Genomic DNA, 22,983 nt, shown 5'->3' with positions numbered 1-22,983 from the left:
GTCAGGTTGCCCGCGTTATCGTTGACGACCATCGCGAGCGTGCTCGCTCCTACAGAGGTAGTGGCGCTTAGCGGTGCAGCACGTACTGCCCGACAAACCTCACCGCATCTTCATCTCGGCCTTCATTGACGACCCGCGTATGCAGCGTCAACCGCGCTCGGCTGTATCGCTGGAACGTGGTGAGGAATTTCTTCCAGATCACCGGATCCGGCGCCTGGCAAATGGCGTTGGCATCGCCCGTTACCGGCAGCGGGTAACTGATCTGCCCTTCCTGAATCACGATGTGCCCGTCTGTAATGCCTTCCTCTTTAAGGCGCAAATGCAGCCAGCCCCAACCGGCCAGTACCGCGCCGCAATACAGGCTGCCGCCGAACATGGTGCTCTTGTGATTGACGTTGGCTTCCAGCGGCAAGTGCAGGCGCAGTTGCTGGTCATGCCAGTCGAGCACCTTGAGGCCCATGTCCCGGGTGAGGGGAATGTCGTGATGGAGGACTGATTCCAGTTGTCGACTGTCGCGGCTCATTCAGGGGCCTCTTGCTTGAAGTGGATGATTGGACGGTAGCTCAGTCGAGATCGTCAGGGTGGGCCGGGGCACCACTGTCTGAGAAGCTCAAGCCGTGTTTGCGCAGTTTGTCGTGCAGGGTCTTGCGCGGAACGCCGAGGGCTTCGGCGACGCTGCGCACCGAGCTGTGCGGGCGTGCCAGTTCGGCGGCAATGAGGGTTTTTTCGAAGTTCTCCACCTGCTCGCTCAAACCTCCGCTGACCACTTCGACCCTGTTGCTGGCGCTGCCATCGGGCGTGCTGTTGTCGAGGGCCAGTTCCAGCCCGAGGGCAAAACGCTCGGCCGCATTTTGCAGCTCGCGCACGTTACCGGGCCAGGTGTGGCGCAGCAGCAAGGCGCGTTGCCCCGGTTGCAGTTCATGGGCTGGCAAACCGTGGCGGGCACTGGCCTCATCGGCAAAATGCTGGAACAGCATCAGCGCGTCTTCGCCCCGTTCGCGCAGCGGTGGAATCCGCAATGGCGCGACGTTCAGGCGGTAATACAAGTCGGCACGGAAACGTCCTTGGTCCGCTGCCTGGCGCAGGTCTTCCTTGGTGGCGGCGATGATGCGGATGTCCAGCGGGATCAGTTGATTGCCGCCCAGGCGTTCGACCACCCGCTCTTGCAGCAAGCGCAGCAATTTGACCTGCACATCCAGGCTCATGCTTTCGATTTCATCAAGGAACAAGGTGCCGCCATTGGCGAACTCGAACTTGCCGATGCGGCGCTTCTGCGCCCCGGTGAAGGCACCGGGCTCGTGGCCGAACAGCTCGCTTTCGACCACGGATTCGGCCAGGGCACCAGCGTTGATCGCCACGAACGGTCCGTTGCGGCGGCTCGATAAATCGTGCAGCGCCCGGGCCACGACTTCTTTGCCTGCACCGGTTTCGCCGAGGATCAGCACATCGGCCCTGGTCGCGGCCAGGGCGCCGATCTGCTCGCGCAGGCGCAGCATCGACGGTGAATGGCCAACCAGACGGGCGCTTAGCTCATTGCGGTCGCTCAAGGCCAATCGCAGGCTGCGGTTGTCCAGCACCAGCCGACGCAGGGCCAACGCGCGGCGCACGCTGTCGAGCAGGGCGTCACTGGCAAACGGCTTTTCCAGGAAGTCGTAGGCACCGGCACGCATGGCCTGCACGGCCAGCGGCACGTCGCCGTGGCCGGTGATCAACAGCACGGGCAACTCGGGGTCCTGGGCGTGCAGTTCGGTCAGCAATTCCAGGCCGTCCATGCCGGGCATGCGGATGTCACTGACCACCACGCCCGGCCAGTCGCGCTCCAGCTGCGCGGCCAGGCCCTTGGCTTCGGCCAGCGGCAGGATTTTCAGACCCGCCAGATCCAGTGTCTGGCTCAAGGCCTGGCGCAAGTGGGGATCGTCGTCGATCAACACGACCTGAATGCGGTTGTCGATGGTCATGCACTTCGGTCCTCGGACGGTTGCAGGCTCACGCCCGGTGCGCCTGCGCGCAGCTTCAGGGTAATCAGGGCGCCGCCTTCCTTGTGATTGGCGAACGACAGCTCGCCGCCGAAGGCGCGCATCAGGGTTTCGCAAATCGCCAGCCCCAGACCCAGGCCCTGGGTGCGGGTCTTGGTGGTGTAGAACGGCTCGCTGGCGCGCCCAAGGGCTTCCATGCAAAAGCCCGGGCCGTTGTCGCGAATGTACAGGTTGACGCCTTCGGGAGTGGATTGGGCACTCAGCCAGAGTTTACGAGGCGGGCCTTTTTCCGTCAGGGCATCCAGGGCGTTGGCCAGCAGATTGCCGAGTACCTGGCGCAGGCGGGTTTCCCCGGCCTCGACCCACAGGGTGGCGGCGGGCAAGTCGCGGATCAGTTCGACGTCCATGCTGCGCCGGCGCTTGGCCAGCAAGGCCAGGGCATCGTCCAGCGCCGGTTGCAGGGCGACGCTTTCCGGGGCGTGACGATCGCGCCGGGCGAAAGCGCGCAGGTGGGCAATGATCGAGGCCATGCGGCCGGTCAATTCGCTGATCAGCTTGAGGTTGCCGCGGGCATCGTCGGTGCGCTGGTGATCGAGCAGTACTTCGGCGTTTTCCGCGTAGCTGCGAATCGCTGCCAGCGGCTGATTGAGTTCATGGCTGATGCTCGCCGACATGGTGCCCAGTGCCGACAATTTGCCGGCCTGCACCAGGTCATCCTGGGCGCGTACCAGTTCCTGCTGGGCCTGCTCGCGCTCCAGCACTTCCTGTTTCAGGCGCCGGTTGAGGCCTTCGAGGTCGCTGGTGCGCTCGGCGACCCGACCCTCGAGTTCGCGGCGGGCCTTGGCTTCGAAGGCAATGCGTTCGAGGTAATGGCGACGGCGCTGCATCATCAGGCCCAGCAACAGCATCAATACCAGCAGCGTTGCACCGCCAATGGCCACCACCGTGCGCACCGGGCGGTCGATCAGGGTACGCGGGGCGAGGATGCTGACATCCCAGCCGGTTTCGGCGATCTGTTGGGTCTGGGTCAACCAGGCATTGGGATTGAGCTTCAGCGGTTGGGGCTCGCGGGTCGGGTAGGGTTGAATCGCGGTGATGGCTTTGCTTTCTTCCTCGTTCAACGGGCGGGTCGAGCGGAATCGCCACTCCGGCCGCGAAGTGAGAATGACCACGCCGTTGTGGTCGGTCAGCAGCAGTTGTTCCGGGGTTTTACCCCAGAGGCTCTCGGTGTGGTCAAGGTCGACCTTGACCACCAGCACACCGACGATTTTTTCGCCATCGCGCACACCGGCGGCGAAGAAGTAACCGCGCTTGGCGGAGGTGGTGCCCAGGCCGAAAAAGCGCCCGAGCCGTCCGGCCATGGCTTCGCTGAAATACGGCCGGAAGGAAAAATTGCGCCCGACGAAACTGTCGTGCTTGTCCCAGTTGGAGGCGGCCAGGGTCTTGCCGGTGGCATCCATCAGGTACATGACTTCGGCGCCTGTCTGGGTCGCGATGTTTTTCAGCAGGCGGTTGGCATTGCCCTGGGTGACGCCATCGTCCGGTGCACCGAGAACGGCGCGCAGGGCCGGCAGGTCGCCGAGGATCTGCGGCAACACTTCATAGCGGTGCAGGGTACCCAGCAGGTTGGCGACGTAGAGGTCCAGGGTCTGGCGATTCTGGCTGGCCAGCTCACTGCGGTAATAACGCTCGGCGAGATGCTCCAGCGGCCACAGCAACGGCGCCAGGCACAGTGCCAGCAGGGCCAGGCTGCGCCAACGGGGTCTGGGAGGGAGAGTCGGTTTCATGAGCAGCATGCGCCTGTGGGTACAGGCGCATTATGCCTAGGCTTGCGCACCTTGGGTCAGGTGCATCTGGTTAGAGCACCTGCGCAGGCTTTTCAGGCAAAGACCTCGGCGTCCTTGAAAAGTGCGCCGGCCTGATCTTTCGCCGACAGCTGCGGCGTGCCTTCCAGTTGCCAGTCGATGGCCAGGTCCGGGTCATCCCAGCGAATGCTGCGCTCGGCGGACGGTGTGTAGTAGTCAGTGGTCTTGTAAAGAAACTCGGCGTAGTCGCTCAGCACCACGAAACCGTGGGCAAAACCTTCCGGTACCCAGAGTTGGCGATGGTTGTCGGCAGACAGGCGCACGGCGACCCATTTGCCGAAGTTCGGCGAGCTGCGGCGAATGTCCACGGTCACATCGAGTACTTCACCTGCGGTTACCCGGACCAGTTTGCCCTGGGTGTTCTGCAGTTGGTAATGCAGGCCGCGCAGCACGCCTTTTTGTGAGCGGGAGTGGTTGTCCTGAACGAATTGAGTATCCAGACCGGTGGCTTCCTTGAAAGCCCTGGCGTTGAAGCTCTCGTAGAAGAAACCACGTTCGTCACCAAAGACCTTGGGTTCGAGGATCAGAACACCGGGCAGGTCGGTGGTCACTACATTCATGGTGGCTCTCCAGCAATTTGCGTTTGATGGCCGCCATTCTTGCGCAAAGCGCCGACGGGGGCGAGTGCCCAGGTAAAAATCTGCCGGCCTGCTCCAGCCCCTGTATACGACGAGTACCGGCCCCGGGGGGTTGCGTATCGCCCGAAGCAGTGGCGATATAGGCGCCTAATAAAATTTCAGGGGTCGTTGTATGCCGCTCGCCACGTTGATTCATCGCGCCAGTTTGCCCAGCCCGCAGGTATCTGCGCAGCAGGCGCTAGAGCTGCTGGAAGAACATTACGGGTTCAGCGGCAAGCTGCAGGCGCTTGGCAGCCAGCAAGACCTGAACTATCGCGTCGACAGCGAGCGGGGGCGTTTCGTCCTGAAAATCTGCCGTGGCGACTACTCGGTACTCGAGCTTGAGGCACAACATGCCGGGCTCAAGCACTTGGCCGGGCATCCCGATGTCCATGTGCCGCGTGTCATCGCGGCAAAAAACGGTGCAGACCTGCTGTCTCTGGACGTGGGTGGCCAGGCAGTGCACGTTCGCCTGCTCGATTACATCGAAGGACAGCCGCTGACGAGCCTCGGCCATTTCAACCCGACGGTGGTGTCCGGCTTCGGTCGCCTGTGCGGTGAAATGGACCTTGCCCTGGCGGATTTCGACCATCCGGGCCTGGTGCGAACCCTGCAGTGGGACGCCCGCCATGCTCACGCCCTGATCGCGCACTTGCTGCCGGTGATCAAGGATCAAGACCAGCGCAAACTGATCGTCGAAGCGTCCGGGCAAGCCGAGCGGCATTTGCAGGCACTGGAAGACAAATTGCCGGTGCAGGCCATTCACATGGACATCACCGACGACAACGTGGTGTGGCAGCGCGATGCGCAACGCCACTGGCAGCTGCAAGGCGTGATCGACTTCGGCGACCTGGTGCGCACCTGGCGCATTACCGATCTGTCGGTGACCTGCGCCGCGCTGCTGCATCATGGCGAGGGCGATCCGTTCTGCATCTTGCCAGCGATACAGGCGTATCACGCGGTCAATCCGTTACAACACGAAGAACTACTGGCGCTGTGGCCGCTGATCGTTGCTCGTGCGGCGGTGCTGGTGCTCAGTGGCGAACAGCAGGTCAGCATCGATCCGGGCAATACCTACAGTCGCGATAACCTGCTTCATGAGTGGGAAATCTTCCGTGTGGCCACGTCGGTGCCGTTGGCGTTGATGGAGGCGGCGATCCTCACGGCCGTCGGCCAGAATCTTCCGGCCATTGGCAGCGAAGGCTTTGCACCGCTGTTACCGAGCCTGGTGGGGCGTGAGTTCGCCTTGATCGACCTGGGTGTCCTGAGCCCGCATTTCGAGGCCGGGAACTGGGAGCAGGAGGGCGTCGATCAGCGCCTGCTGGATGAAGCGGCTGCGGCACATGGCCTGGCGGCCAGTCGCTACGGACAATACCGTTTGTCCCGCACCCGCCCGGACAGCGCCACCGAGCCCGATACTTGCCCGTTGCACGTCGAGTTGCGCGTACCTCAGGGCACGGCGGTCGAGGCGCCGTTTGCCGGGGTGGTGCATCACCCCTCCGCCGGCGTGCTGCAACTGGACGGCCCGCAATTGAGTGTTCGGCTGTGGGGTGTCACGCCGTCGCTGCACAGTGGTGCGGCACTGGTCAAAGGCCAGGTGCTGGGTTCGGTCAGCGGGCCGTTGATCGTGCAGTTGTGCCGTGGCGGCTCGATCAATGCGCCATTGTTCTGCACGCCCTCGCGCGCCGCCGCCTGGCAGGCGCTGTGCCCATCACCTGCCGCGCTGCTGGGGCTGGCGTGTGACGCCGAAGCAGAACTTGATGGCGCGACCTTGCTGGCCCGGCGTGACGCCAGTTTCGCCCGCACGCAAAAGCATTATTACGTCGACCCGCCGCGCATCGAGCGTGGCTGGCGCAACCATTTGATCGACATGCAGGGGCGTTCCTACCTCGACATGCTCAACAACGTTGCGGTATTGGGCCACGGACACCCGCGCATGGCGGCGGTTGCCAGTCGCCAGTGGTCGTTGCTCAACACCAACTCGCGCTTTAACTATGCGGCCGTGGCCGAGTTCTCCGAACGTTTGCTGAAACTGTCCCCGGACGGCATGGACCGTGTGTTCCTGGTCAACAGCGGCAGCGAAGCCAACGACCTGGCGATTCGCCTGGCGTGGGCCTACAGCGGCGGCCGCGACATGCTCAGCGTGCTGGAGGCCTACCACGGCTGGACGGTGGGGGCCGACTCGGTGTCGACCTCGATCGCCGACAACCCCAGGGCCTTGAGCAGCCGCCCGGACTGGGTGCACCCGGTGACCGCGCCAAATACCTATCGCGGTGAGTTCCGCGGGCCGGACAGCGCGCCGGACTATGTGCGAAGCGTCGAACACAACCTGGCGAAAATCGCCGGGCAGAAGCGCCAACTGGCCGGGTTCATCTGTGAACCGGTGTACGGCAATGCCGGCGGCATTTCGCTGCCACCGGGCTATTTGCAGCAAGTCTATGCAATGGTTCGGGCCCAGGGCGGCGTGTGCATCGCCGACGAAGTGCAGGTCGGCTACGGGCGCATGGGCGATTTCTTCTGGGGCTTCGAAGAGCAGGGCGTGGTGCCGGACATCATCACCATGGCCAAGGGCATGGGCAACGGCCAGCCATTGGGCGCGGTGATCACTCGCCGGGAAATCGCCGAGGCGCTGGAGGCCGAGGGTTACTTCTTCTCGTCCGCCGGCGGCAGCCCGGTCAGTTGCCAGGTCGGCATGGCCGTGCTGGATGTGATGGAAGAGGAAAAACTCTGGGAGAACGCCCAGGTCGTTGGCGGGCACTTCAAGAAGCGCCTCGAAGCGTTGATCGATATTCATCCGTTAGTGGGCGCGGTGCATGGTTCCGGCTTCTACCTGGGCGTCGAACTGATCCGCAACCGCGAAACCCTGGAGCCGGCCACCGAAGAAACCACCGCACTGTGCGATCGCTTGCGTGAACTGGGGATCTTCATGCAGCCGACCGGCGATTACCTGAACATCCTCAAGATCAAGCCGCCGATGGTCACTTCGCGCCAGAGCGTGGATTTCTTCGTGGACATGCTGTCGAAGGTGCTGGCGGAAGGTTTGTAAACCGATCCACCAAATGAATGCGGGCCAATGTGGGAGCGGGCTTGCTCGCGAAAGCGGACTGTCAGTCGACATCTCGTTTGACTGACACGACCCTTTCGCGAGCAAGCCCGCTCCCACATGAAAGGTGGTTTTAGTTCGATTGATATCGGCATTTTGTCGATCATTTTTGTAACCACGGATTGATGGTGCTTTAAAAGCCGATATTTATCGGATATAAAGTCGCCACAGCCCACGGCGTTTACACATACGCTTCCATTTCTGTCAGGTATCAATGCCACTCCGGAGTCCTGAGCCATGACCACGTTGAACAGCACCCCTCGCGCCGACGGCTTCTACATGCCAGCCGAATGGGCACCCCAAACCCAGACCTGGATGATCTGGCCCGAGCGTCCGGACAACTGGCGCCTGGGTGGCAAGCCGGCCCAAGCCGCGCACGTGGCAGTGGCCAAAGCCATCGCCCGTTTCGAACCGGTGACCGTGTGTGTTTCCGCCGGCCAATACGAAAACGCCCGTGCCCGTCTGGACGTGCCGAATATTCGTGTGGTGGAAATGTCCAGCGACGACGCCTGGGTTCGCGACTCCGGTCCGACCTTTGTCATCAACAACAGTGGCGAAGTCCGTGGCGTGAACTGGGACTTCAATGCCTGGGGCGGTTTTGATGGCGGCCTGTATTCGCCGTGGAACCGTGACTCGCAGGTCGGCGGCAAGATCCTCGAGATCGAACGCAGCCAGCGCTACCGCACCGAAGGCTTCGTGCTCGAGGGCGGCTCGATTCACGTCGACGGCGAAGGCACGCTGATCACCACCGAAGAATGCCTGCTCAACCGCAATCGCAACCCGCACATGAATCGCGCGGAAATCGAAGCGGTCCTGAGTGCGAACCTGGCTGTGGATAAAATCATCTGGCTGCCGGATGGCTTGTTCAACGACGAAACCGATGGCCATGTGGATAACTTCTGCTGCTACGTGCGCCCGGGCGAAGTGTTGCTGGCCTGGACCGATGATCCACAGGACCCGAACTACCCGCGCTGCCAGGCCGCGATGAAAGTGCTGCAAGGCAGCACCGACGCCAAGGGCCGCCCGTTCACGGTGCACAAGATGCCGATTCCGGGGCCGCTGTTTGCGACCGAAGAAGAGTGTGCCGGTGTCGATCCGGTGGACGGTACTCAGGAACGTAACCCGACTGTTCGTCTGGCCGGTTCCTACGTGAACTTCCTGATCGTCAACGGCGGCATCATCGCGCCGAGCTTTGACGACCCGCAGGATGGCCCGGCAAAGGAAATCTTGCAGAACCTGTTCCCGCAGCACGAAGTGGTCATGGTGCCTGGTCGCGAACTGTTACTGGGGGGCGGCAATATTCACTGCCTTACCCAGCAACAACCGGCGCCGCACAAGGAGTGAGTGCGGTTGTAACAGCTTGAGTTGATTGCGAAATTCCTCAGGCTGTCGATCAGCCCGCTCAATTGCACAGAGCCCGCAGCCCTGAAGGGCTGCGGGCTTTTTTGTATCCGTTTGGTCACACTTCAGAAACCTTGGCACAGCTCTTGTATCCCTGCTGTTGTAACTCGGGGAGGGGGAGGACTTCGATGTTCTGTCATAAACCTTGGATAAGTTAGCCGCTCACAAACCGGGAGAGAGCGCTGAAATGAACGCCGAAGTGAACATAGTGAGCGACAAGGCGTTGCATCCCCTGGCAGTCAACAGCGAATCGCTCCAGATTCTGGCGCACTGGTTCAAGTCCAATGGAATGCGTCAGATCAGCGAAACTGATCCGCGCCGGACGATGATCGAGCGTTACCCTGCTGGTTTATTCAGCGAGGCGGAACTGGATGCGTTGTGGGATGTGATGGAAGGATAAGAAGAACAACAACGGATTGATCAAAAAAAAGCGCTGCCGGGATGGCAGCGCTTTTTTTTGCTTACGGATTTTTGCATTCACCACTGAACATTGTGGAAGCAACTGTCTTAACCCTGCCATTCGACCGATTCAAGCAACAGACTGAAAACCAATCCGGCGTTTTTCCAGGGCCATTGCGGCACTAATCTGCCGACATCGAATTTTCCTGAATTGCTGTCGGAGCTTTTCCATGATCCTGCATTACATCTACGACCCATTGTGCGGCTGGTGCTACGGTGCCAAACCGCTGGTGCAGGCCGCCCAGGCCGTGCTGCCCGTGATTGCCCACGGCGGCGGCATGATGACGGGGGCCAATCGGCAAAAGGTTTCGCCACAACTGCGCAGTTACGTCATGCCCCATGACCGGCGCATTGCCGAATACAGCGGGCAGCCGTTCGGTGAGGCCTATTTCGAAGGTTTGCTGCGTGATCACACCGCCGTGTTCGACTCGGCTCCACCTATCGCTGCCGTGCTGGCTGCCGAACAAATGGGAGGTCGCGGGCTGGAGTTGCTGGGGCGTTTGCAAAGTGCTCACTACGTCGAGGGGCGCCGCATCGCCGACAAATCGGTACTGTTTGAACTGGCCCACGGCATGGGGCTGGACGGTCAAGCCTTCGAAACAGCCTTCAGGGCGGCCGACACCGAAGGCCATATCCGCAACAGCCGGGCTTTCCTGGCCAGGGTGGGCGGGCAGGGTTTTCCGACCCTGGTGCTTGAGGACAATGACCAATTCACCCTGATCGATATCGGGCCATGGCTGGGCAAACCCCAGGCGTTTGCGCAGTGGCTGAGTCAGTCACTGCCCGATCAAGAAGCATCCAGTTCCGTAGCAGCCTGTGGCCTCGAAGGTTGCACCGATTGAATATTCCTGCCACGTAAAGCAGTTTCTTAGACAATTTTTGCCTATTTGTAGAAGATTCACGAAATTGACACATCATTGAGGGCGCGGCTACGATTCGGCCCAACGCCTGTGGCCGACCGCCACGACTCAAAAACAATAAAAGGCCCGCCGCGAGAAATCGTGGGCGGGCCTTTTTGTTTTTGCACTGAAACAAGAGCGCGATAGCGCCATTTCGGCCGTTCGACACAGCGCGTATCAACCGAATCAAGGAAAAAAACAAAATGTTGAACAAGCGAATCAGCCTGATCGCTCTGGGGATGTTGAGTGCTACACAGGCCATGGCGAACGACCAGGCCGAATCCAAGGGGTTTGTTGAAGACAGCAGTCTCAAAGTGCTGTTGCGCAACGCCTACATGAACCGTGACTTCAAAGACGGCAACCCGGATAAATCCGAGTGGGGCCAGGCGGCCATCGGCACGTTCTCGTCCGGCTTTACCCAAGGCACCGTCGGTGTAGGTGTGGACGCTTTCGGGCTGTACGCTCTGAACCTGGAACGCAGCGAAGACCGTAGCGGCGCACAAGGCATCGACTTTTTCAAAAAGGGTGACAGCGGCCAGCCGGCTGACGACCTGTCCAAGGGCGGCGCAGCGATCAAGTTCCGTCTGTCCAGCACCACCCTGACCTACGGCGACCAGATGCCGGCCCTGCCGGTGCTGAACTACGACAACTCGCGCCTGCTGCCGGAAAGCTATACCGGTACCTTGATCACCTCCAAAGAGATCAAAGGCCTGCAACTGGACGCCGGGCGCTTCACCGCCGAATCGCGCAAAAGTGCTGAAGGTCGTGACAGCGGTGGCTTGAAGTCGATCAACGTACTGGGCGGCAGCTACCAGTTCACCGAGCAATTCAAGGCCGCGCTGTACGCTTCCGACGTCGAAGACGTGCTGAAGAAACAATACGTGAACGCCAACTATGTGTTCCCGATCGACAAGGATCAGTCCCTGACCCTGGACTTCAACGGCTACCGCACCAAGCTGGAAGATTCCTACGTCCGCGACAACGGTATCACCGGCGACGACAACAAGATCTGGAGCCTGGCCGCCACCTTCATCACCGGTCCGCACTCGTTCACCCTCGCGCACCAGCGCAGCACCGGCGACAGCAACCTGGGCTACGCCTACGGCGGCTACCAGAAAGACCAAGGCCGCATCGGTGACGGTGGCAACACCATCTACCTGGCGAACTCCTACTGGTCCGACTTCAACGCCGAAGACGAACGCAGCTGGCAAGTCGGCTACGGCCTGGACTTCAGCACCTTCGGTGTACCGGGCCTGACCTACAACGTGGCCTACGTGCGCGGTGACAACATCACCACCTCCACCAGCGAAGGCGGCACCGAGCGCGAGATCTTCAACCAGATCAAATACGTCGTGCAAAGCGGCCCGGCCAAAGATCTCAGCGTGAAACTGCGCAGCTCGGTCCTGCGCGTGTCGCAGAAGTCGAGCGAGTACAACGTCAGCGGCAACGAAGTGCGTGTGTTCGTGGACTACCCGATCAACGTCTTCTGATGATGGGTTGCGGTGTTGAGGCCTGATCAAAGGCTGAGAAAGGAAAAGCCCCGACTGGTTCGGGGCTTTTTTTTGCGGTTGAATTGCTCATGTCGCCGAAACACGATTTTGGCAACACGTCTTGAGAACGTGTCGTCCGCGGCGACATGTTTGGATGACGCGTCGCAAAAAGTGGAAAATTGCGACACGTCTTAGCGCTCCACATCGATTGCTCGAATATACGGCAATGCCGTATAGTTCTGCCTATGTTCACGATTATCGAAACCGAAATTTTCAAGCGTTATGCTGAATCCATCTGGGACGATGGCGAACGTCATGAATTCATTACCTGGCTGGCGGCGAATCCGTTGGCCGGCGATGTGGTTCCTGGTAGCGGCGGTCTGCGTAAGGTTCGTTGGTCCCGTAGCGGGATGGGCAAACGAGGTGGTACTCGTGTCATTTACTACAACACGCTTTCTGAAGGCTCTATCTGGTTGTTAATCGCTTACACCAAGGCGAAATTCGACAATTTACCCGCGGCCTTCCTTAAGCAGCTGAAGGAGGAAATCGGCAATGGTCAATGAACTGGAGCAGTTCCAGCAGGACTTGCTGGACTCTGTGCGTCAAATGAAAGCAGGCAAAGCTGCTCGGGTGACTGAGGTGCCGCTGTCTGCGGCTGCTGAAGCACGGGCCAAAGTGGGGGTGTCTCAAAGTGCATTCGCCGAGCTGATTGGAGTCAGTTTGCGAACGCTGCAGGATTGGGAGCAGGGGCGACGGCAACCGACGGGAGCGGCGCAGACGCTGTTGCGCGTGGCGAGTCAGCATCCTGAGGCACTGCGCGACCTTCAAGCGATTTAGCCAAGAAGGCAAACTTTCTGCTCAACACTCGCCGAAATTGAGAAGTCTCCAAGTCGTTCGATGGGCGCGAGTAGTTTGTATACCCTCTTTGTAATTAATTACACTACGTAACGAATGAAGTTCCCGCCCCCACCTTTATCCCCTCCAGCAAACTCCATAAATTGAGCTCCAACGCCTCTCCCATCATCCCGACGGGAAGGTCACTGGAGTTTCCCTCATGCCTTTCGTATCCGTACGCATCACCCGCGATGGCGTTACCACTGAGCAGAAAGCTCAGGTGATTGCCGAGATCACTGAAACACTGGAACGCGTCCTCAACAAACGCCCTGACCTGACCCACATCGTGATCGAAGAAGTCGACACCGATAACTGGGGTTACGCCGGAATCACCACCACCCAGTACCGCAAGCAACTGGCCGAGGCGGAGGGGAAATCATGACGTCCTCCGTCACCATCGATTTCATCTCCGATGTGGTGTGCCCCTGGTGTGCACTGGGAGCGACGGCGCTGGAGCAAGCGATCGAGAACGTGGCCGGGGACATCTCGGTTGAGCTGACCTACAAGCCGTTCGAGTTGAACCCGGATATGCCGGCCGAAGGTGAGCAAGCGGTCGAGCACTTGATGCGCAAATACGGGAGAACGGCCGCCGACGTCGCCGCCGGCAAAGCCATGCAGATCGCTCGCGGCGAGGCCATCGGCTTCAAATTCGATCTGGAGAAGCGCACGCACTTCTACAACACCTTCGATGCACACCGATTGTTGACGTGGGCGTTGCAGGAAGGGCGGCAGGTCGAGCTGAAGAAGGTGCTGCTGCAGGCCTACTTCAGCGAAGGCCAGAACCCGAGTGATCAGTCGACGCTGGTGCGTCTGGCGACTGAAGCGGGGCTGGATGGAGCAAGTGCACAAGAGGTGCTGGCGTCCGGCGCGTTCGCAGAAGAGGTGCGAGAACTTGAAGCGTACTACCGGCAGCGCGGCATCAATTCGGTCCCGGCCATGGTGCTGAACGGTCGCCACCTGGTGTCCGGTTCGCAATCGATCGAGTACTACGAACAGATGTTGCGGCAAATGGCGAACGCCCCGGCCGAAGCCTGATTACAGATTTTCTACCCCACTTTTTATTGTCAGAGGTCTTCATCATGAGCATTTCGAAAAAAGTCATCGTAATCACCGGCGCATCCCAGGGTCTCGGCGACGGCATGGTCAAAGCCTTCCGTGAACTCGGCTACCGCATCGTCGCCACTTCGCGCTCGATCAAGCCGTCCACCGATCCGGACATTCTGACCGTGGCCGGCGACATCGGCGAACCGGAAACCGCCCAACGTGTCATCCGTGAAGCGATGTCCCGTTTCGGCCGCATCGATACCCTGGTCAACAACGCCGGGATCTTCATCGCCAAGCCGTTCACCGCGTACACCGCAGAAGACTACGCCAATGTGCTGTCGGTGAACGTCAATGGCTTCTTCTACATCACCCAGCTCGCCATCGCCGAGATGGAAAAACAGGGCAGCGGCCACGTCGTCAACATCACCACCAGCCTGGTGGACCACGCCATCGACGGCGTGCCATCGGTATTGGCCTCGCTGACCAAGGGCGGCCTCAACGCGGCAACCAAATCCCTGGCCATCGAATACGCCAAGCGCGGGATTCGCGTGAACGCGATCAGCCCGGGCATCATCAAGACCCCGATGCACGGCGAAGAAACCCACGCAGCGCTGGGCAGCCTGCACCCGGTCGGGCACATGGGCGAGATCGAAGACATTGCGCAAGCGGTCGTGTACCTGGACGGCGCCAAGTTCGTCACTGGCGAAATCCTGCACGTGGATGGTGGTCAGAGCGCGGGACACTAAAAGCGCTTTTTCAAAGCCCGGAAACAACAAAGCCCCTGCAGTTCTGCAGGGGCTTTGTTTTGTATGGTGCCGGCACCAGGAATCGAACCCGGGACCTACTGATTACAAGTCAGTTGCTCTACCATCTGAGCTATACCGGCGTGTCAGGGCGACGATTATAGCGATTGGCTGGCTTCTGTAAACCCCTGAATTCTGACTATTTTTGCGCGGGCTTCCGGTCAGGCGCGCAGCAGGGTTTTCTTGAGTTTCTGAATGGCTTTCCAGGCTCGGCTGTTTTGCATTGCGCGCAGCTGTGCTTCGGCCTGTTCGGCGCGTTGCAGGGCGGCGGCGAGTTGGTGTTCGGCGTCGCCGACGGGGTGGCTGAAGTTGTGGCCTTTGCAGAACTGGAACTCGTCCAGGTTGCACGGCGGGATGTCGAAGGCGGGTTTGAGGTTCAGGTGTTCTTCGGCGAGGTAGTAGGTGTTGATGCCGTCGAACAGGATGGACTGGTAGCCGGCGCCGGTGACGAGGGTTTCCCAGGTCTGGTCGCGCTCCCACGGGGTTTCGATGAGGATCACCCATGGCCGCCACCGGGTGAAGTCCATACCGCGCAGGACGGTCTCTTCGTGGCCTTCGACGTCGATCTTCAGGAAGTGAATATCGCGTCCCCGGGCGTGCTCTTCGCAGATGGAAGTCAGAGTGCGGGACTGGACGGTCTGGCTGCGCACGTCCATGCCGGCGTCTTTGTGCATCTGCGCCATGGCAGGGTCAGCGGTCGAGAGGCCGGTGCCGGCGATGCCGTAGAAGGTCAGGCTGTCGGCACTTTCGCCGGCCACGCACTGCAGGTTGGTGTCTTTGGGGCGTTGCTGGCACAGGGCCTGGTAGTAGTTGGGCATCGGTTCGACGTTGATGCCGGTCCAGCCATGGTCATAGAACGCCTTGGTGACCGAGTCATGGGTGGGATCGTTTGCCCCGACGTCGATGTAGAAGCCGTTCTCGACGGTTTTCAGGGCGCGCCACAGGCGTATGTCTTCGAAGTTCTGTGCGTAGGAAATGAACGTCACTGGCGCATCCTGTCGGAAGAATGTTCTTGTTCGTGGCCGCGCTGTTGGCGCCCTTGCGTGTGTGTATAACAAGAGTAATGGAACGGCGCAAATCCCCCTGTCCGCGGTCCGGAATTCGGCGTATATGTCGTTTTCATTAAATGCTTATGCACAATGCCATTGGAAGCGCACTGGGTTTAGGCTGAATTTGTGGATCTGTTCTCATTTTTCTGCAAATGCCTGTTTTTTCAATTTTTTATACGTGTGTACAAAAAATGAACAGTCTTGTTTTTGCCCTGAAACTGGCATGAATCTTGGATCCACGATAATTCCATCAACAGAGTTATCCACAGGCTGGGCGTATTTAAGCGCGTTCGGCCAGGAGCAGGAAATTACGCGGCGTGAGCGGGGTTTCGCAGAAGGTTCCGACGCGGACGCGGTAGCCCTGTTCGGCGAGGAAAAGAGCCCGGTCAAGAACCAGCCAAAGTTCCAGCGGACGTCGGAAAAGTCCGCGTAGTAGCTCGAGGTTGCGCACCTCGGCCAGTCGCTGCCAACCGGCAGCTTCGAGGGCTGGCCAGTCTTGCTGGCCGATTGTGGATAACTCTTTGAGTGCGGCCAGGTGATGGCAGTAGTCGGCGAAGGGTTTGTCCAGCCAGGCACTGGGCAGGGAAGGGGTTGGCAGGTACTCGTCAATGCCGCGCAGTTGCCGTTGCAGCAAGTCGAAGCCCAGGCGCCGGGCCATGGAGGTGTCGCGTTGACGTCGCACGCGGGCGCCGGCGGTAACGGTTTCGCTCATGGGTAACGCGAGGTCGTCGAGGGAAAGCTGTAGGCCGGAGCCTTGGGCGGCCGAGGAAATCGGCGAGTATTGGGCAAGACTGATCCGGTTGTAGCAGCACGGCGCAATGGCGAGTTGCTTGCAGCCTTTGGCGCTGGCGAGTTGAATCAGCCGCACATGCAAGTCACCGCAGGCGTGAAGCGCGACGGGCGTGTGTTGCGCACTCAGTAAAGAGGCTGCATCTGCCGCGAGCACATCCTGTTCAATATGCAGCGCGTGCAGGTGATGGCGTTGGCTGAGTGCCTGGCCGCCGGTTACCAGGGCCGGGTCGTATTCCAGGCATGTCAGTTGCTGCCCCGGTTGCAGCAGGCGACGCCCCAGGTGTCCTTTGCCCGAGCACCAGTCCAGCCAATGCAGCGGTGCCTCGGAAAACTGCAACCGGCTGGCGAACGCTTCGATCTGTTGCCATTTGCGTCCCGGCACATCGACGTTCAATCGATGGCCTGCCGCTTCGAGTGTGCGAGCGGGCAATTCATCCACAGCACTTAAAGCAGCGGACATCATTGCCAGCGATGCAAAGGGTTCGGGTGCGTGCAGGAGAGTCGGCTGGTTGTGAGCGTTTTCGGCGTCTTCCAGCGTTCGCCCGCGTAGCCATGCGGCCAGCTCCGGGTAGGAGGTTTCCCAAGGTAGCTGCAGATAGGTGAACGGGCGAGGTTTCCACAACGCCTGATGCGCTGTGAGAAAAGCATCCAGCGCAGTGAAGCGGGCGAGTAGCGCCTCGCCCGTCAACACGCAGCTATCAACGCCCTTGGCAGGCATCGACGCGCAACCAGCGCTCCAGCAACTTGAAGCCACGCACCAGCACATAGGCCATCAGCAGGTAGAACATGCCCGCGGCGAAGAAGATCTCCACCGGCAGGTAGGTCCGGGCAATGATGGTGCGGGCCATGCCGGTCAGTTCCAGCAAGGTCACGGTGCTGGCCAGGGCACTGGCCTTGAGCATCAGGATCACTTCGTTGCTGTAGGCCGGCAGGCCGATGCGCGCGGCGCGCGGCAGCATGATGTAGAACAGCGCCTTGGGTCTGGACATGCCCAGCGCCCGTGCCGCTTCGATCTCGCCCGGTGGAATCGCCTGTATGGCACCGCGCAGGATTTCCGCAATGTAGGCGGCGGTGTGCAGGGTCATGGTTGCCGTGGCGCACCAGAACGGATCGCGCAGGTACGGCCACATCGAACTGTTACGGATCACGTCGAACTGCGCCAGGCCGTAGTAGACCAGGAACAGTTGAACCAGCAGCGGCGTACCCCGGAAAAAGAAGATGTAGCCGTAGGGAAATGCCCGCACCCACCACAGGCGCGACGAACGGGCGATGCCCAGCGGAATGGCCAGCAGCAAACCGGCGATCACGGCGATGGCCACCAGTTCCAGGGTCAGGGTCGCGCCCTGGGCCAGCTTCGGCAGCCACTTGATGATGACTTCCCAGTTCATTGGGCGCTCCTCGCGAAGCCGCGAGCGGCACGTTTTTCCAGGAAGTACATGCCGGTCATCGCCAGCACCGTCAGGCCCAGGTACATGAACGCGGCCACCATATAGAAGGTGAACGGCTGTTTGGAGACGGTCACGCCGATTTGCGCGTGACGCATGATTTCTTCCAGGCCGATCACCGACACCAGCGCGGTGTCCTTCATCAGGATCATGAACAGGTTGCCCAGGCCGGGCAGGGCAATACGCCACATCTGCGGCATGATCAACTTGGTGAAGATGCGCCACTTCGACAGGCCCAGGGCCACGCCGGCTTCACGATGCCCTTTGGGAATGGCGAGGATCGCGCCACGAAACACTTCCGTGGCGTAGGCGCCAAAGCACAGGCCCAGCGCAATCACGCCGGCGGCGAAGGCGTTGAGTTCCAGGTCGGGGTTGCCGAAGAACTCGCCCAGGGCACGCATCAGGTTGACCGTGCCAAAGTAGATCAACAGCACCCAGAGCAATTCCGGGATGCCGCGAACCAGGGTCGAATAGGTGCCGCCAAGCCATTGCAACGGCTTGTACGGGGAAGTCTTGGCCAAGGCGCCGAGCAGGCCGAGCACCAGCCCCAGGCACAGGGCCGAGAGTGCCAGTTTCACAGTCATCAGCGCGCCAGCGGCGAGCGCCGGGCCGAATCCGTAGAGGTCGATAATCATGGATTTCTTTTCAAATCGCGGCAGGCAAGGCCGGGGACCGGCACCGTCAGAGGGCGACGCCGGTCCGGCAGGTCAGTATCAATAGATGCTGAACGGGAAGTACTTGTCGTTGATCTTCTTGTAGGTGCCGTCAGCGACGATTTCTTTCAGCGCGGCGTTCAGCTTCTCGCGGATCGGGTCCTTCTTGCGCACGGCAATACCGATCTTGTCGCTTTCTTCCACCGGGTCGCCCTTGAACTCGTAGTCGCGGCCAGCGTCACTTTTGAGCCACTCGTAGTTGACGTACTTGTCAGCCAGGATGCCGTCCAGACGACCGGAAGTCAGGTCGAGATAGGCGTTTTCCTGGGTGTCGTAGAGCTTGACGGTGATGTCATCACCGAAGTGGTCTTCCAGGAAGGTGCCAGCCAGGGTCGCGCGCTGGGCGCCGATCACTTTGCCCTTCAGCGCAGCCTTGTCGGTCTTGAAGTCGATGTCTTTCTTGGCGATGAACTGCAGCTTGTTGGAGTAGTACGGGTCGGTGAAGTCCACCGCTTGCTTGCGCTCGTCGGTGATCGACATCGAGGAGATCAGGAAGTCGAACTTCTTGGCGTTCAGGGCCGGGATGATGCCGTCCCAGTCGGAGGTGACCACGGTGCACTCGACCTTCATCTTGGCGCACAGGGCGTCGCCGATCTCTTTGTCGAAGCCGACGACGTTGCCACTGGCATCTTTATTGTTGAACGGCGGGTAAGCCGCTTCGATGCCCATCTTCAGGTTTTCGGCCATGGCACCGGCGCTGAACGCCAGGGTGACGGCGGCGGCCAGGAAGGCCTTCTTGTACTTCTGCATGTGGGTAGCTCCGTTAGCGGTTGCTGGACATGAATTGTTTGCAGCGCGCCGAAAGCGGGTTTTCAAACACCTGCTGTGGCGATCCTTGCTCTTCTACCAGGCCCTGGTGGAGGAACACCACTTCGCTGGAAACCTGGCGGGCAAAGCCCATCTCGTGGGTCACGAGCAGCATGGTGCGGCCTTCTTCGGCCAGTGCGCGGATGACATTAAGTACTTCCTGGACCATTTCCGGGTCAAGCGCGGAGGTCGGCTCATCGAACAGGATGACTTTGGGCTGCATGGCCAGGGTGCGGGCAATCGCCGCCCGTTGTTGCTGGCCGCCGGACAGTTGCGCAGGGTAGGCGTGGCGCTTGTCGGCGATGCCGACCTTGGCCAGCAGGGCTTCGGCAACTTCGATGGCTTCGGCCTTGCTCTGGCCGAGCACGCGGCGCGGGGCTTCGATGATGTTGTCGAGCACGCTCATGTGCGGCCACAGGTTAAAGTTTTGAAACACAAAACCGATTTCGCTGCGCAGGCGATTGATCTGCTTGCCGTCGGCGGCAACCAGTTCGCCATTCTTCGCGGCCTTGAGCTTGAGTTCTTCGCCGGCGACCAGAATCTGGCCCTGATGCGGGTTTTCCAGCAGGTTGATGCAACGCAGGAACGTGGACTTGCCGGAGCCGGAGGAACCCAGGATCGAGATCACGTCGCCGTCGCGGGCGGTCAGCGAGATGCCCTTGAGCACCTCCAGCGAACCGTAGCGTTTGTGCAAGTTGCGGATTTCAAGCGCGGGCGTGGCCTCAGCCATGTGCGTTCCTCATATATGTTGCGCTCCTGCTGTTGCCGGCCTTCCTGGCGAGGCGGCCAACCTAGCATAGCGTTTCAATGGCAGCCAACAGCGCTACGGACGGTAAACGGCTGGCGTGTGGCAGGTTGTCGCATCGGCACAGCAGACTGTCGCCCCATCAACAACCGAACAGCCGTTTGAACCTTGCCTGTCGATAAAAGCGCGGTGGCTGTCGCAAAAAAAGGCGCGATGTTGCCAGCTTTGGCGGGGGGTTGGAAGCGCTATCCGGCCGAACGTGGCAGATCCGCACTTTTATCGTGCGTCGTGTCGTTTTTAGATGTGTTTCCGGTGCGCAATTTCGTTCCCAAAGTGGGTCGCAGGGTAACGTTCTGGCAAAGTGCCATTAATTTCAATGGCTTGCGATGACTGTCCGGTCAGGTCGAAATCGCCGGGGTAGACGCTTTTGAAACATTTTGGCGCAAATATTGCGTGCAGATTCCGGAACAGCCCGTTGGTTTCTTTTTACAAGAGAGAAATCGAAACGGGATGCACGCATTCGCTTTTCCTTACAAAGGTAGTTTCAATGAGCAGTACCCAAAGCTCTAACGGCCTCGAACAGGGGCTCAAACCGCGTCATGTGACCATGCTGTCGATTGCCGGGGTTATCGGTGCCGGCCTGTTCGTCGGCTCGGGTCACGCCATCGCGGCCGCAGGCCCGGCTGTGCTGTTGGCCTACGCTGCCGCCGGCATGCTGGTGGTGTTGGTGATGCGCATGCTCGGTGAAATGGCTGTTGCCTCGCCAGACACCGGCTCCTTCTCGACTTATGCCGATCGCGCGATCGGTCACTGGGCCGGTTTCACCATCGGCTGGCTCTACTGGTGGTTCTGGGTCCTGGTGATCCCGTTGGAAGCCAACGCCGCCGCGACCATCCTGCATGCCTGGTTCCCTGGCGTGGACATCTGGGCCTTCGCCCTGGTCATCACCATGCTGTTGACCGTGACCAACCTGTTCAGCGTGAAGAACTACGGTGAATTCGAGTTCTGGTTCGCCCTGATCAAAGTGTTGGCCATCATCGGTTTCATCGTTCTGGGCGTCATGGCGATCTTCGGCTTCCTGCCGGGCAGCCAGGTCAGCGGCGTTTCCCATCTGTTCGACACCCAGGGCTTCCTGCCAAACGGCATGGGCGCGGTGTTGGGTGCCATCCTGACCACCATGTTCTCCTTCATGGGTACCGAGATCGTGACCATCGCGGCCGCGGAATCGAAGAACCCTGGCAAGCAAATCTCCAAGGCCACCAACTCGGTGATCTGGCGGATCGGCTTGTTCTACCTCGTATCGATCTTCATCGTCGTGGCCCTGGTGCCGTGGAACGACCCTGTTCTGGCAAGCCTGGGTTCCTACCAGACCGTGCTTGAGCGCATGGGCATCCCTAACGCCAAGATGATCGTCGACATCGTGGTACTGGTTGCCGTGACCAGCTGCCTGAACTCGGCGCTCTACACCTCGTCGCGGATGCTGTTCTCCCTGGGCAAGCGCGGCGATGCGCCGGCCATGTCCACCCGCACCAACAAAAGCGGCACGCCATACTGGGCGGTGATGCTGTCCACTGGTGCAGCGTTCCTGGCGACCTTCGCCAACTACGTGGCTCCGGCGGCGGTGTTCGAGTTCCTGCTGGCCAGCTCCGGCGCCATCGCGCTGCTGGTGTACCTGGTGATCGCGATTTCGCAACTGCGCATGCGCAAACAGCGTATGGCTCGCGGCGAGAAAATCGTCTTCAGCATGTGGCTGTTCCCGGGCCTGACCTACGCGGTGATCGCGTTCATCGTCGGTGCCCTGACCATCATGCTGTTCCAGGAAGCCCATCGCGTGGAAATCCTCGCGACCGGTCTGCTCAGCATCGTGGTGGTTGCCACCGGCTTGCTGGTTGCTCGCCGTCGCAAGCTGGAAAAAAGTGGCGCGGTGGTGTTGAACTGATTCATACCGCGTAACGCAAAACGGCCGCTGTCAGTGATGACAAGCGGCCGTTTTGGTTTTCTGGGGCGGACTTACTCGGGATTGAATTCAATCATCAGAACGCTTCCCGTTCCTGAACGACGGGTTGTTCGCGATCATTCATGAAGTCTGAAGTGACGCTGTCTCCATCGAACCAACTGTCCCAGCTTTCTCCGGCGGGTGTGATGATGCGTGCTCTGCCAATGGCCATAACATCCACCCGTTTGACGTCGCCAGGCATCGCAACGGCCTTTGGAAAGCGAATAGCCTGACTCTTTTTGCTCATGAAAAGGGTGGTCTGCTCCATATTTAGCCTCTTGAATCATTATGAGTACTGAAAAAGGATAGATTCCAGATAGGAAGTCGGTGGGAGTATACGTTTCGGCGGATGCGCGTCGTCTTGCACGTAATAAATAAAACGGCCGCTGTCAGTGATGACAAGCGGCCGTTTTTATTTGAGCCGTAACCCTTACTCGGCTTTTTCTTCCGACGCTTCCAGCGACTCGCGGTAGACATCCAGTGCAGCGCCGAAATCGGCGATGAACTGCGGCTCGCTCAGCCATGCCTGGGCGGCGTCGCGGTCCATGCCGTCGGCCCACATGCGGTAATCGATCAGCATGTCGGCGGCCAGGTGGGTGGCGGCCATGCCTTCGTCGTCGGCGTTTTCCATGTCCAGCAGTTCTGGATGGTCGATGATGATGAAGGCGAGATTCGTCAGCAGTACGGAGAGCATTTCGCTGCGGCTGATGGCTTCCGCGTCGCGCATTTTGCTGAACATCGCCAGGGTGTATTCCGGGATCGGCTCGGCGAGGTGGCCGAGATCATCGTCCAGCCCGACAGGTTTCCTGCCGACCATGCGGATTTGCTTGGCTTTGGCTTTTGCGCGTTTGGCGCGTTTCTGTTGCTTGTTCAGGGAGGCCATGG

The 22,983-nt window shown here is 60.1% G+C and carries 23 protein-coding genes and 1 tRNA gene; 11 read left to right on the top strand and 13 right to left on the bottom strand.

Going from position 1 to position 22,983, the window contains the following annotated elements; translation table 11 throughout:
- Nucleotides 1-67: 67 nt before the first annotated feature.
- The 4 genes from ACLD1X_RS17770 to rfbC form a co-directional block, all read right to left on the bottom strand.
- Nucleotides 68-523 (bottom strand): YiiD C-terminal domain-containing protein, encoded by a 456-nt coding sequence (locus ACLD1X_RS17770; RefSeq protein ID WP_008003181.1) that lies wholly within the window; start codon nt 521-523, stop codon nt 68-70.
- A gap of 40 nt (nt 524-563) precedes the next feature.
- Nucleotides 564-1,958, bottom strand: a complete 1,395-nt coding sequence (locus ACLD1X_RS17765) for a sigma-54-dependent transcriptional regulator (RefSeq protein ID WP_429369816.1) — start codon at nt 1,956-1,958, stop codon at nt 564-566.
- Nucleotides 1,955-3,763 (bottom strand): sensor histidine kinase, encoded by a 1,809-nt coding sequence (locus ACLD1X_RS17760; RefSeq protein ID WP_429369814.1) that lies wholly within the window; start codon nt 3,761-3,763, stop codon nt 1,955-1,957. The genes ACLD1X_RS17765 and ACLD1X_RS17760 overlap by 4 nt, the downstream gene beginning before the upstream one ends.
- 92 nt (nt 3,764-3,855) lie before the next feature.
- The gene (rfbC, locus tag ACLD1X_RS17755; RefSeq protein WP_429369812.1) at nt 3,856-4,401 is read right to left on the bottom strand and encodes a dTDP-4-dehydrorhamnose 3,5-epimerase; all 546 of its coding nucleotides are present in this window, start codon (nt 4,399-4,401) and stop codon (nt 3,856-3,858) included.
- A 190-nt stretch (nt 4,402-4,591) separates the two neighbouring features.
- On the opposite strand from rfbC, the gene ACLD1X_RS17750 reads away from it, so the two are divergent.
- The 10 genes from ACLD1X_RS17750 to ACLD1X_RS17705 all read left to right on the top strand — a co-directional run bounded on the left by ACLD1X_RS17750 (nt 4,592) and on the right by ACLD1X_RS17705 (nt 14,494).
- Nucleotides 4,592-7,504 (top strand): aminotransferase, encoded by a 2,913-nt coding sequence (locus ACLD1X_RS17750; protein ID WP_429369810.1) that lies wholly within the window; start codon nt 4,592-4,594, stop codon nt 7,502-7,504.
- A 294-nt stretch (nt 7,505-7,798) separates the two neighbouring features.
- Nucleotides 7,799-8,905, top strand: coding sequence for an agmatine deiminase (gene aguA / locus ACLD1X_RS17745; protein WP_429369808.1), 1,107 nt, complete (start codon nt 7,799-7,801; stop codon nt 8,903-8,905).
- A 244-nt stretch (nt 8,906-9,149) separates the two neighbouring features.
- Complete coding sequence (locus ACLD1X_RS17740; protein ID WP_108216139.1) at nt 9,150-9,362, top strand: hypothetical protein; 213 nt, start codon at nt 9,150-9,152, stop codon at nt 9,360-9,362.
- A 229-nt stretch (nt 9,363-9,591) separates the two neighbouring features.
- Nucleotides 9,592-10,263 carry a DsbA family protein gene (locus tag ACLD1X_RS17735; protein WP_429369806.1) on the top strand — a complete coding sequence of 224 codons (672 nt, stop codon included), beginning with the start codon at nt 9,592-9,594 and terminating at the stop codon, nt 10,261-10,263.
- A gap of 260 nt (nt 10,264-10,523) precedes the next feature.
- Nucleotides 10,524-11,810, top strand: a complete 1,287-nt coding sequence (locus tag ACLD1X_RS17730; RefSeq protein WP_429369804.1) for an OprD family porin — start codon at nt 10,524-10,526, stop codon at nt 11,808-11,810.
- 245 nt (nt 11,811-12,055) lie between these two features.
- Nucleotides 12,056-12,373 (top strand): transcriptional regulator, encoded by a 318-nt coding sequence (locus tag ACLD1X_RS17725; RefSeq protein WP_429369802.1) that lies wholly within the window; start codon nt 12,056-12,058, stop codon nt 12,371-12,373.
- Nucleotides 12,363-12,647 carry a helix-turn-helix domain-containing protein gene (locus ACLD1X_RS17720; protein ID WP_057399227.1) on the top strand — a complete coding sequence of 95 codons (285 nt, stop codon included), beginning with the start codon at nt 12,363-12,365 and terminating at the stop codon, nt 12,645-12,647. The genes ACLD1X_RS17725 and ACLD1X_RS17720 overlap by 11 nt, the downstream gene beginning before the upstream one ends.
- A 217-nt stretch (nt 12,648-12,864) precedes the next feature.
- Nucleotides 12,865-13,086, top strand: a complete 222-nt coding sequence (locus ACLD1X_RS17715; protein WP_111286693.1) for a tautomerase family protein — start codon at nt 12,865-12,867, stop codon at nt 13,084-13,086.
- Entirely contained in the window at nt 13,083-13,739 is a 657-nt protein-coding gene (locus ACLD1X_RS17710) for a DsbA family oxidoreductase (RefSeq protein ID WP_429369799.1), read from the top strand. Before ACLD1X_RS17715 ends, ACLD1X_RS17710 begins: the two co-directional genes overlap by 4 nt.
- 44 nt (nt 13,740-13,783) lie before the next feature.
- Nucleotides 13,784-14,494, top strand: a complete 711-nt coding sequence (locus tag ACLD1X_RS17705; protein WP_429369797.1) for an SDR family NAD(P)-dependent oxidoreductase — start codon at nt 13,784-13,786, stop codon at nt 14,492-14,494.
- 64 nt (nt 14,495-14,558) lie between these two features.
- Here the strand turns inward: ACLD1X_RS17705 and ACLD1X_RS17700 are convergent.
- The 7 genes from ACLD1X_RS17700 to ACLD1X_RS17670 form a co-directional block, all read right to left on the bottom strand.
- Nucleotides 14,559-14,634: transfer RNA gene (locus tag ACLD1X_RS17700), tRNA-Thr, on the bottom strand.
- A 78-nt stretch (nt 14,635-14,712) separates the two neighbouring features.
- Nucleotides 14,713-15,537: an FkbM family methyltransferase gene (locus tag ACLD1X_RS17695; protein ID WP_008019013.1), complete on the bottom strand. Its 825-nt coding sequence runs from the start codon at nt 15,535-15,537 to the stop codon at nt 14,713-14,715.
- A gap of 343 nt (nt 15,538-15,880) precedes the next feature.
- Entirely contained in the window at nt 15,881-17,110 is a 1,230-nt protein-coding gene (locus ACLD1X_RS17690) for a methyltransferase (protein WP_429369794.1), read from the bottom strand.
- Nucleotides 17,091-17,780 carry an ABC transporter permease gene (locus ACLD1X_RS17685; protein WP_085717864.1) on the bottom strand — a complete coding sequence of 230 codons (690 nt, stop codon included), beginning with the start codon at nt 17,778-17,780 and terminating at the stop codon, nt 17,091-17,093. Before ACLD1X_RS17685 ends, ACLD1X_RS17690 begins: the two co-directional genes overlap by 20 nt.
- A complete protein-coding gene (locus tag ACLD1X_RS17680; protein WP_429369792.1) occupies nt 17,777-18,472 on the bottom strand; it encodes an ABC transporter permease in 696 nt (231 codons plus the stop codon). Before ACLD1X_RS17680 ends, ACLD1X_RS17685 begins: the two co-directional genes overlap by 4 nt.
- A gap of 78 nt (nt 18,473-18,550) precedes the next feature.
- Nucleotides 18,551-19,300, bottom strand: coding sequence for an ABC transporter substrate-binding protein (locus tag ACLD1X_RS17675; protein WP_429369790.1), 750 nt, complete (start codon nt 19,298-19,300; stop codon nt 18,551-18,553).
- 13 nt (nt 19,301-19,313) lie between these two features.
- Entirely contained in the window at nt 19,314-20,087 is a 774-nt protein-coding gene (locus tag ACLD1X_RS17670; RefSeq protein WP_007972784.1) for an ABC transporter ATP-binding protein, read from the bottom strand.
- 562 nt (nt 20,088-20,649) lie between these two features.
- Between ACLD1X_RS17670 and gabP the strand changes: the two genes are divergently transcribed.
- Entirely contained in the window at nt 20,650-22,041 is a 1,392-nt protein-coding gene (gene gabP, locus ACLD1X_RS17665) for a GABA permease (protein ID WP_429369787.1), read from the top strand.
- A 94-nt stretch (nt 22,042-22,135) separates the two neighbouring features.
- Here the strand turns inward: gabP and vapB are convergent, their stop codons facing one another.
- Nucleotides 22,136-22,366 (bottom strand): type II toxin-antitoxin system VapB family antitoxin, encoded by a 231-nt coding sequence (gene vapB / locus ACLD1X_RS17660; RefSeq protein ID WP_429369785.1) that lies wholly within the window; start codon nt 22,364-22,366, stop codon nt 22,136-22,138.
- Between the two features lie 162 nt (nt 22,367-22,528).
- A complete protein-coding gene (locus tag ACLD1X_RS17655) occupies nt 22,529-22,981 on the bottom strand; it encodes a hypothetical protein (RefSeq protein WP_429369783.1) in 453 nt (150 codons plus the stop codon).
- Nucleotides 22,982-22,983: the final 2 nt, after the last annotated feature.

Origin of the sequence: Pseudomonas sp. 18173, assembly GCF_050432945.1 — a bacterium.
GTDB lineage: Bacteria > Pseudomonadota > Gammaproteobacteria > Pseudomonadales > Pseudomonadaceae > Aquipseudomonas.
Note: the sequence above shows the minus strand (reverse complement) of the source record. Positions and strands in the feature narration are given on the sequence as shown.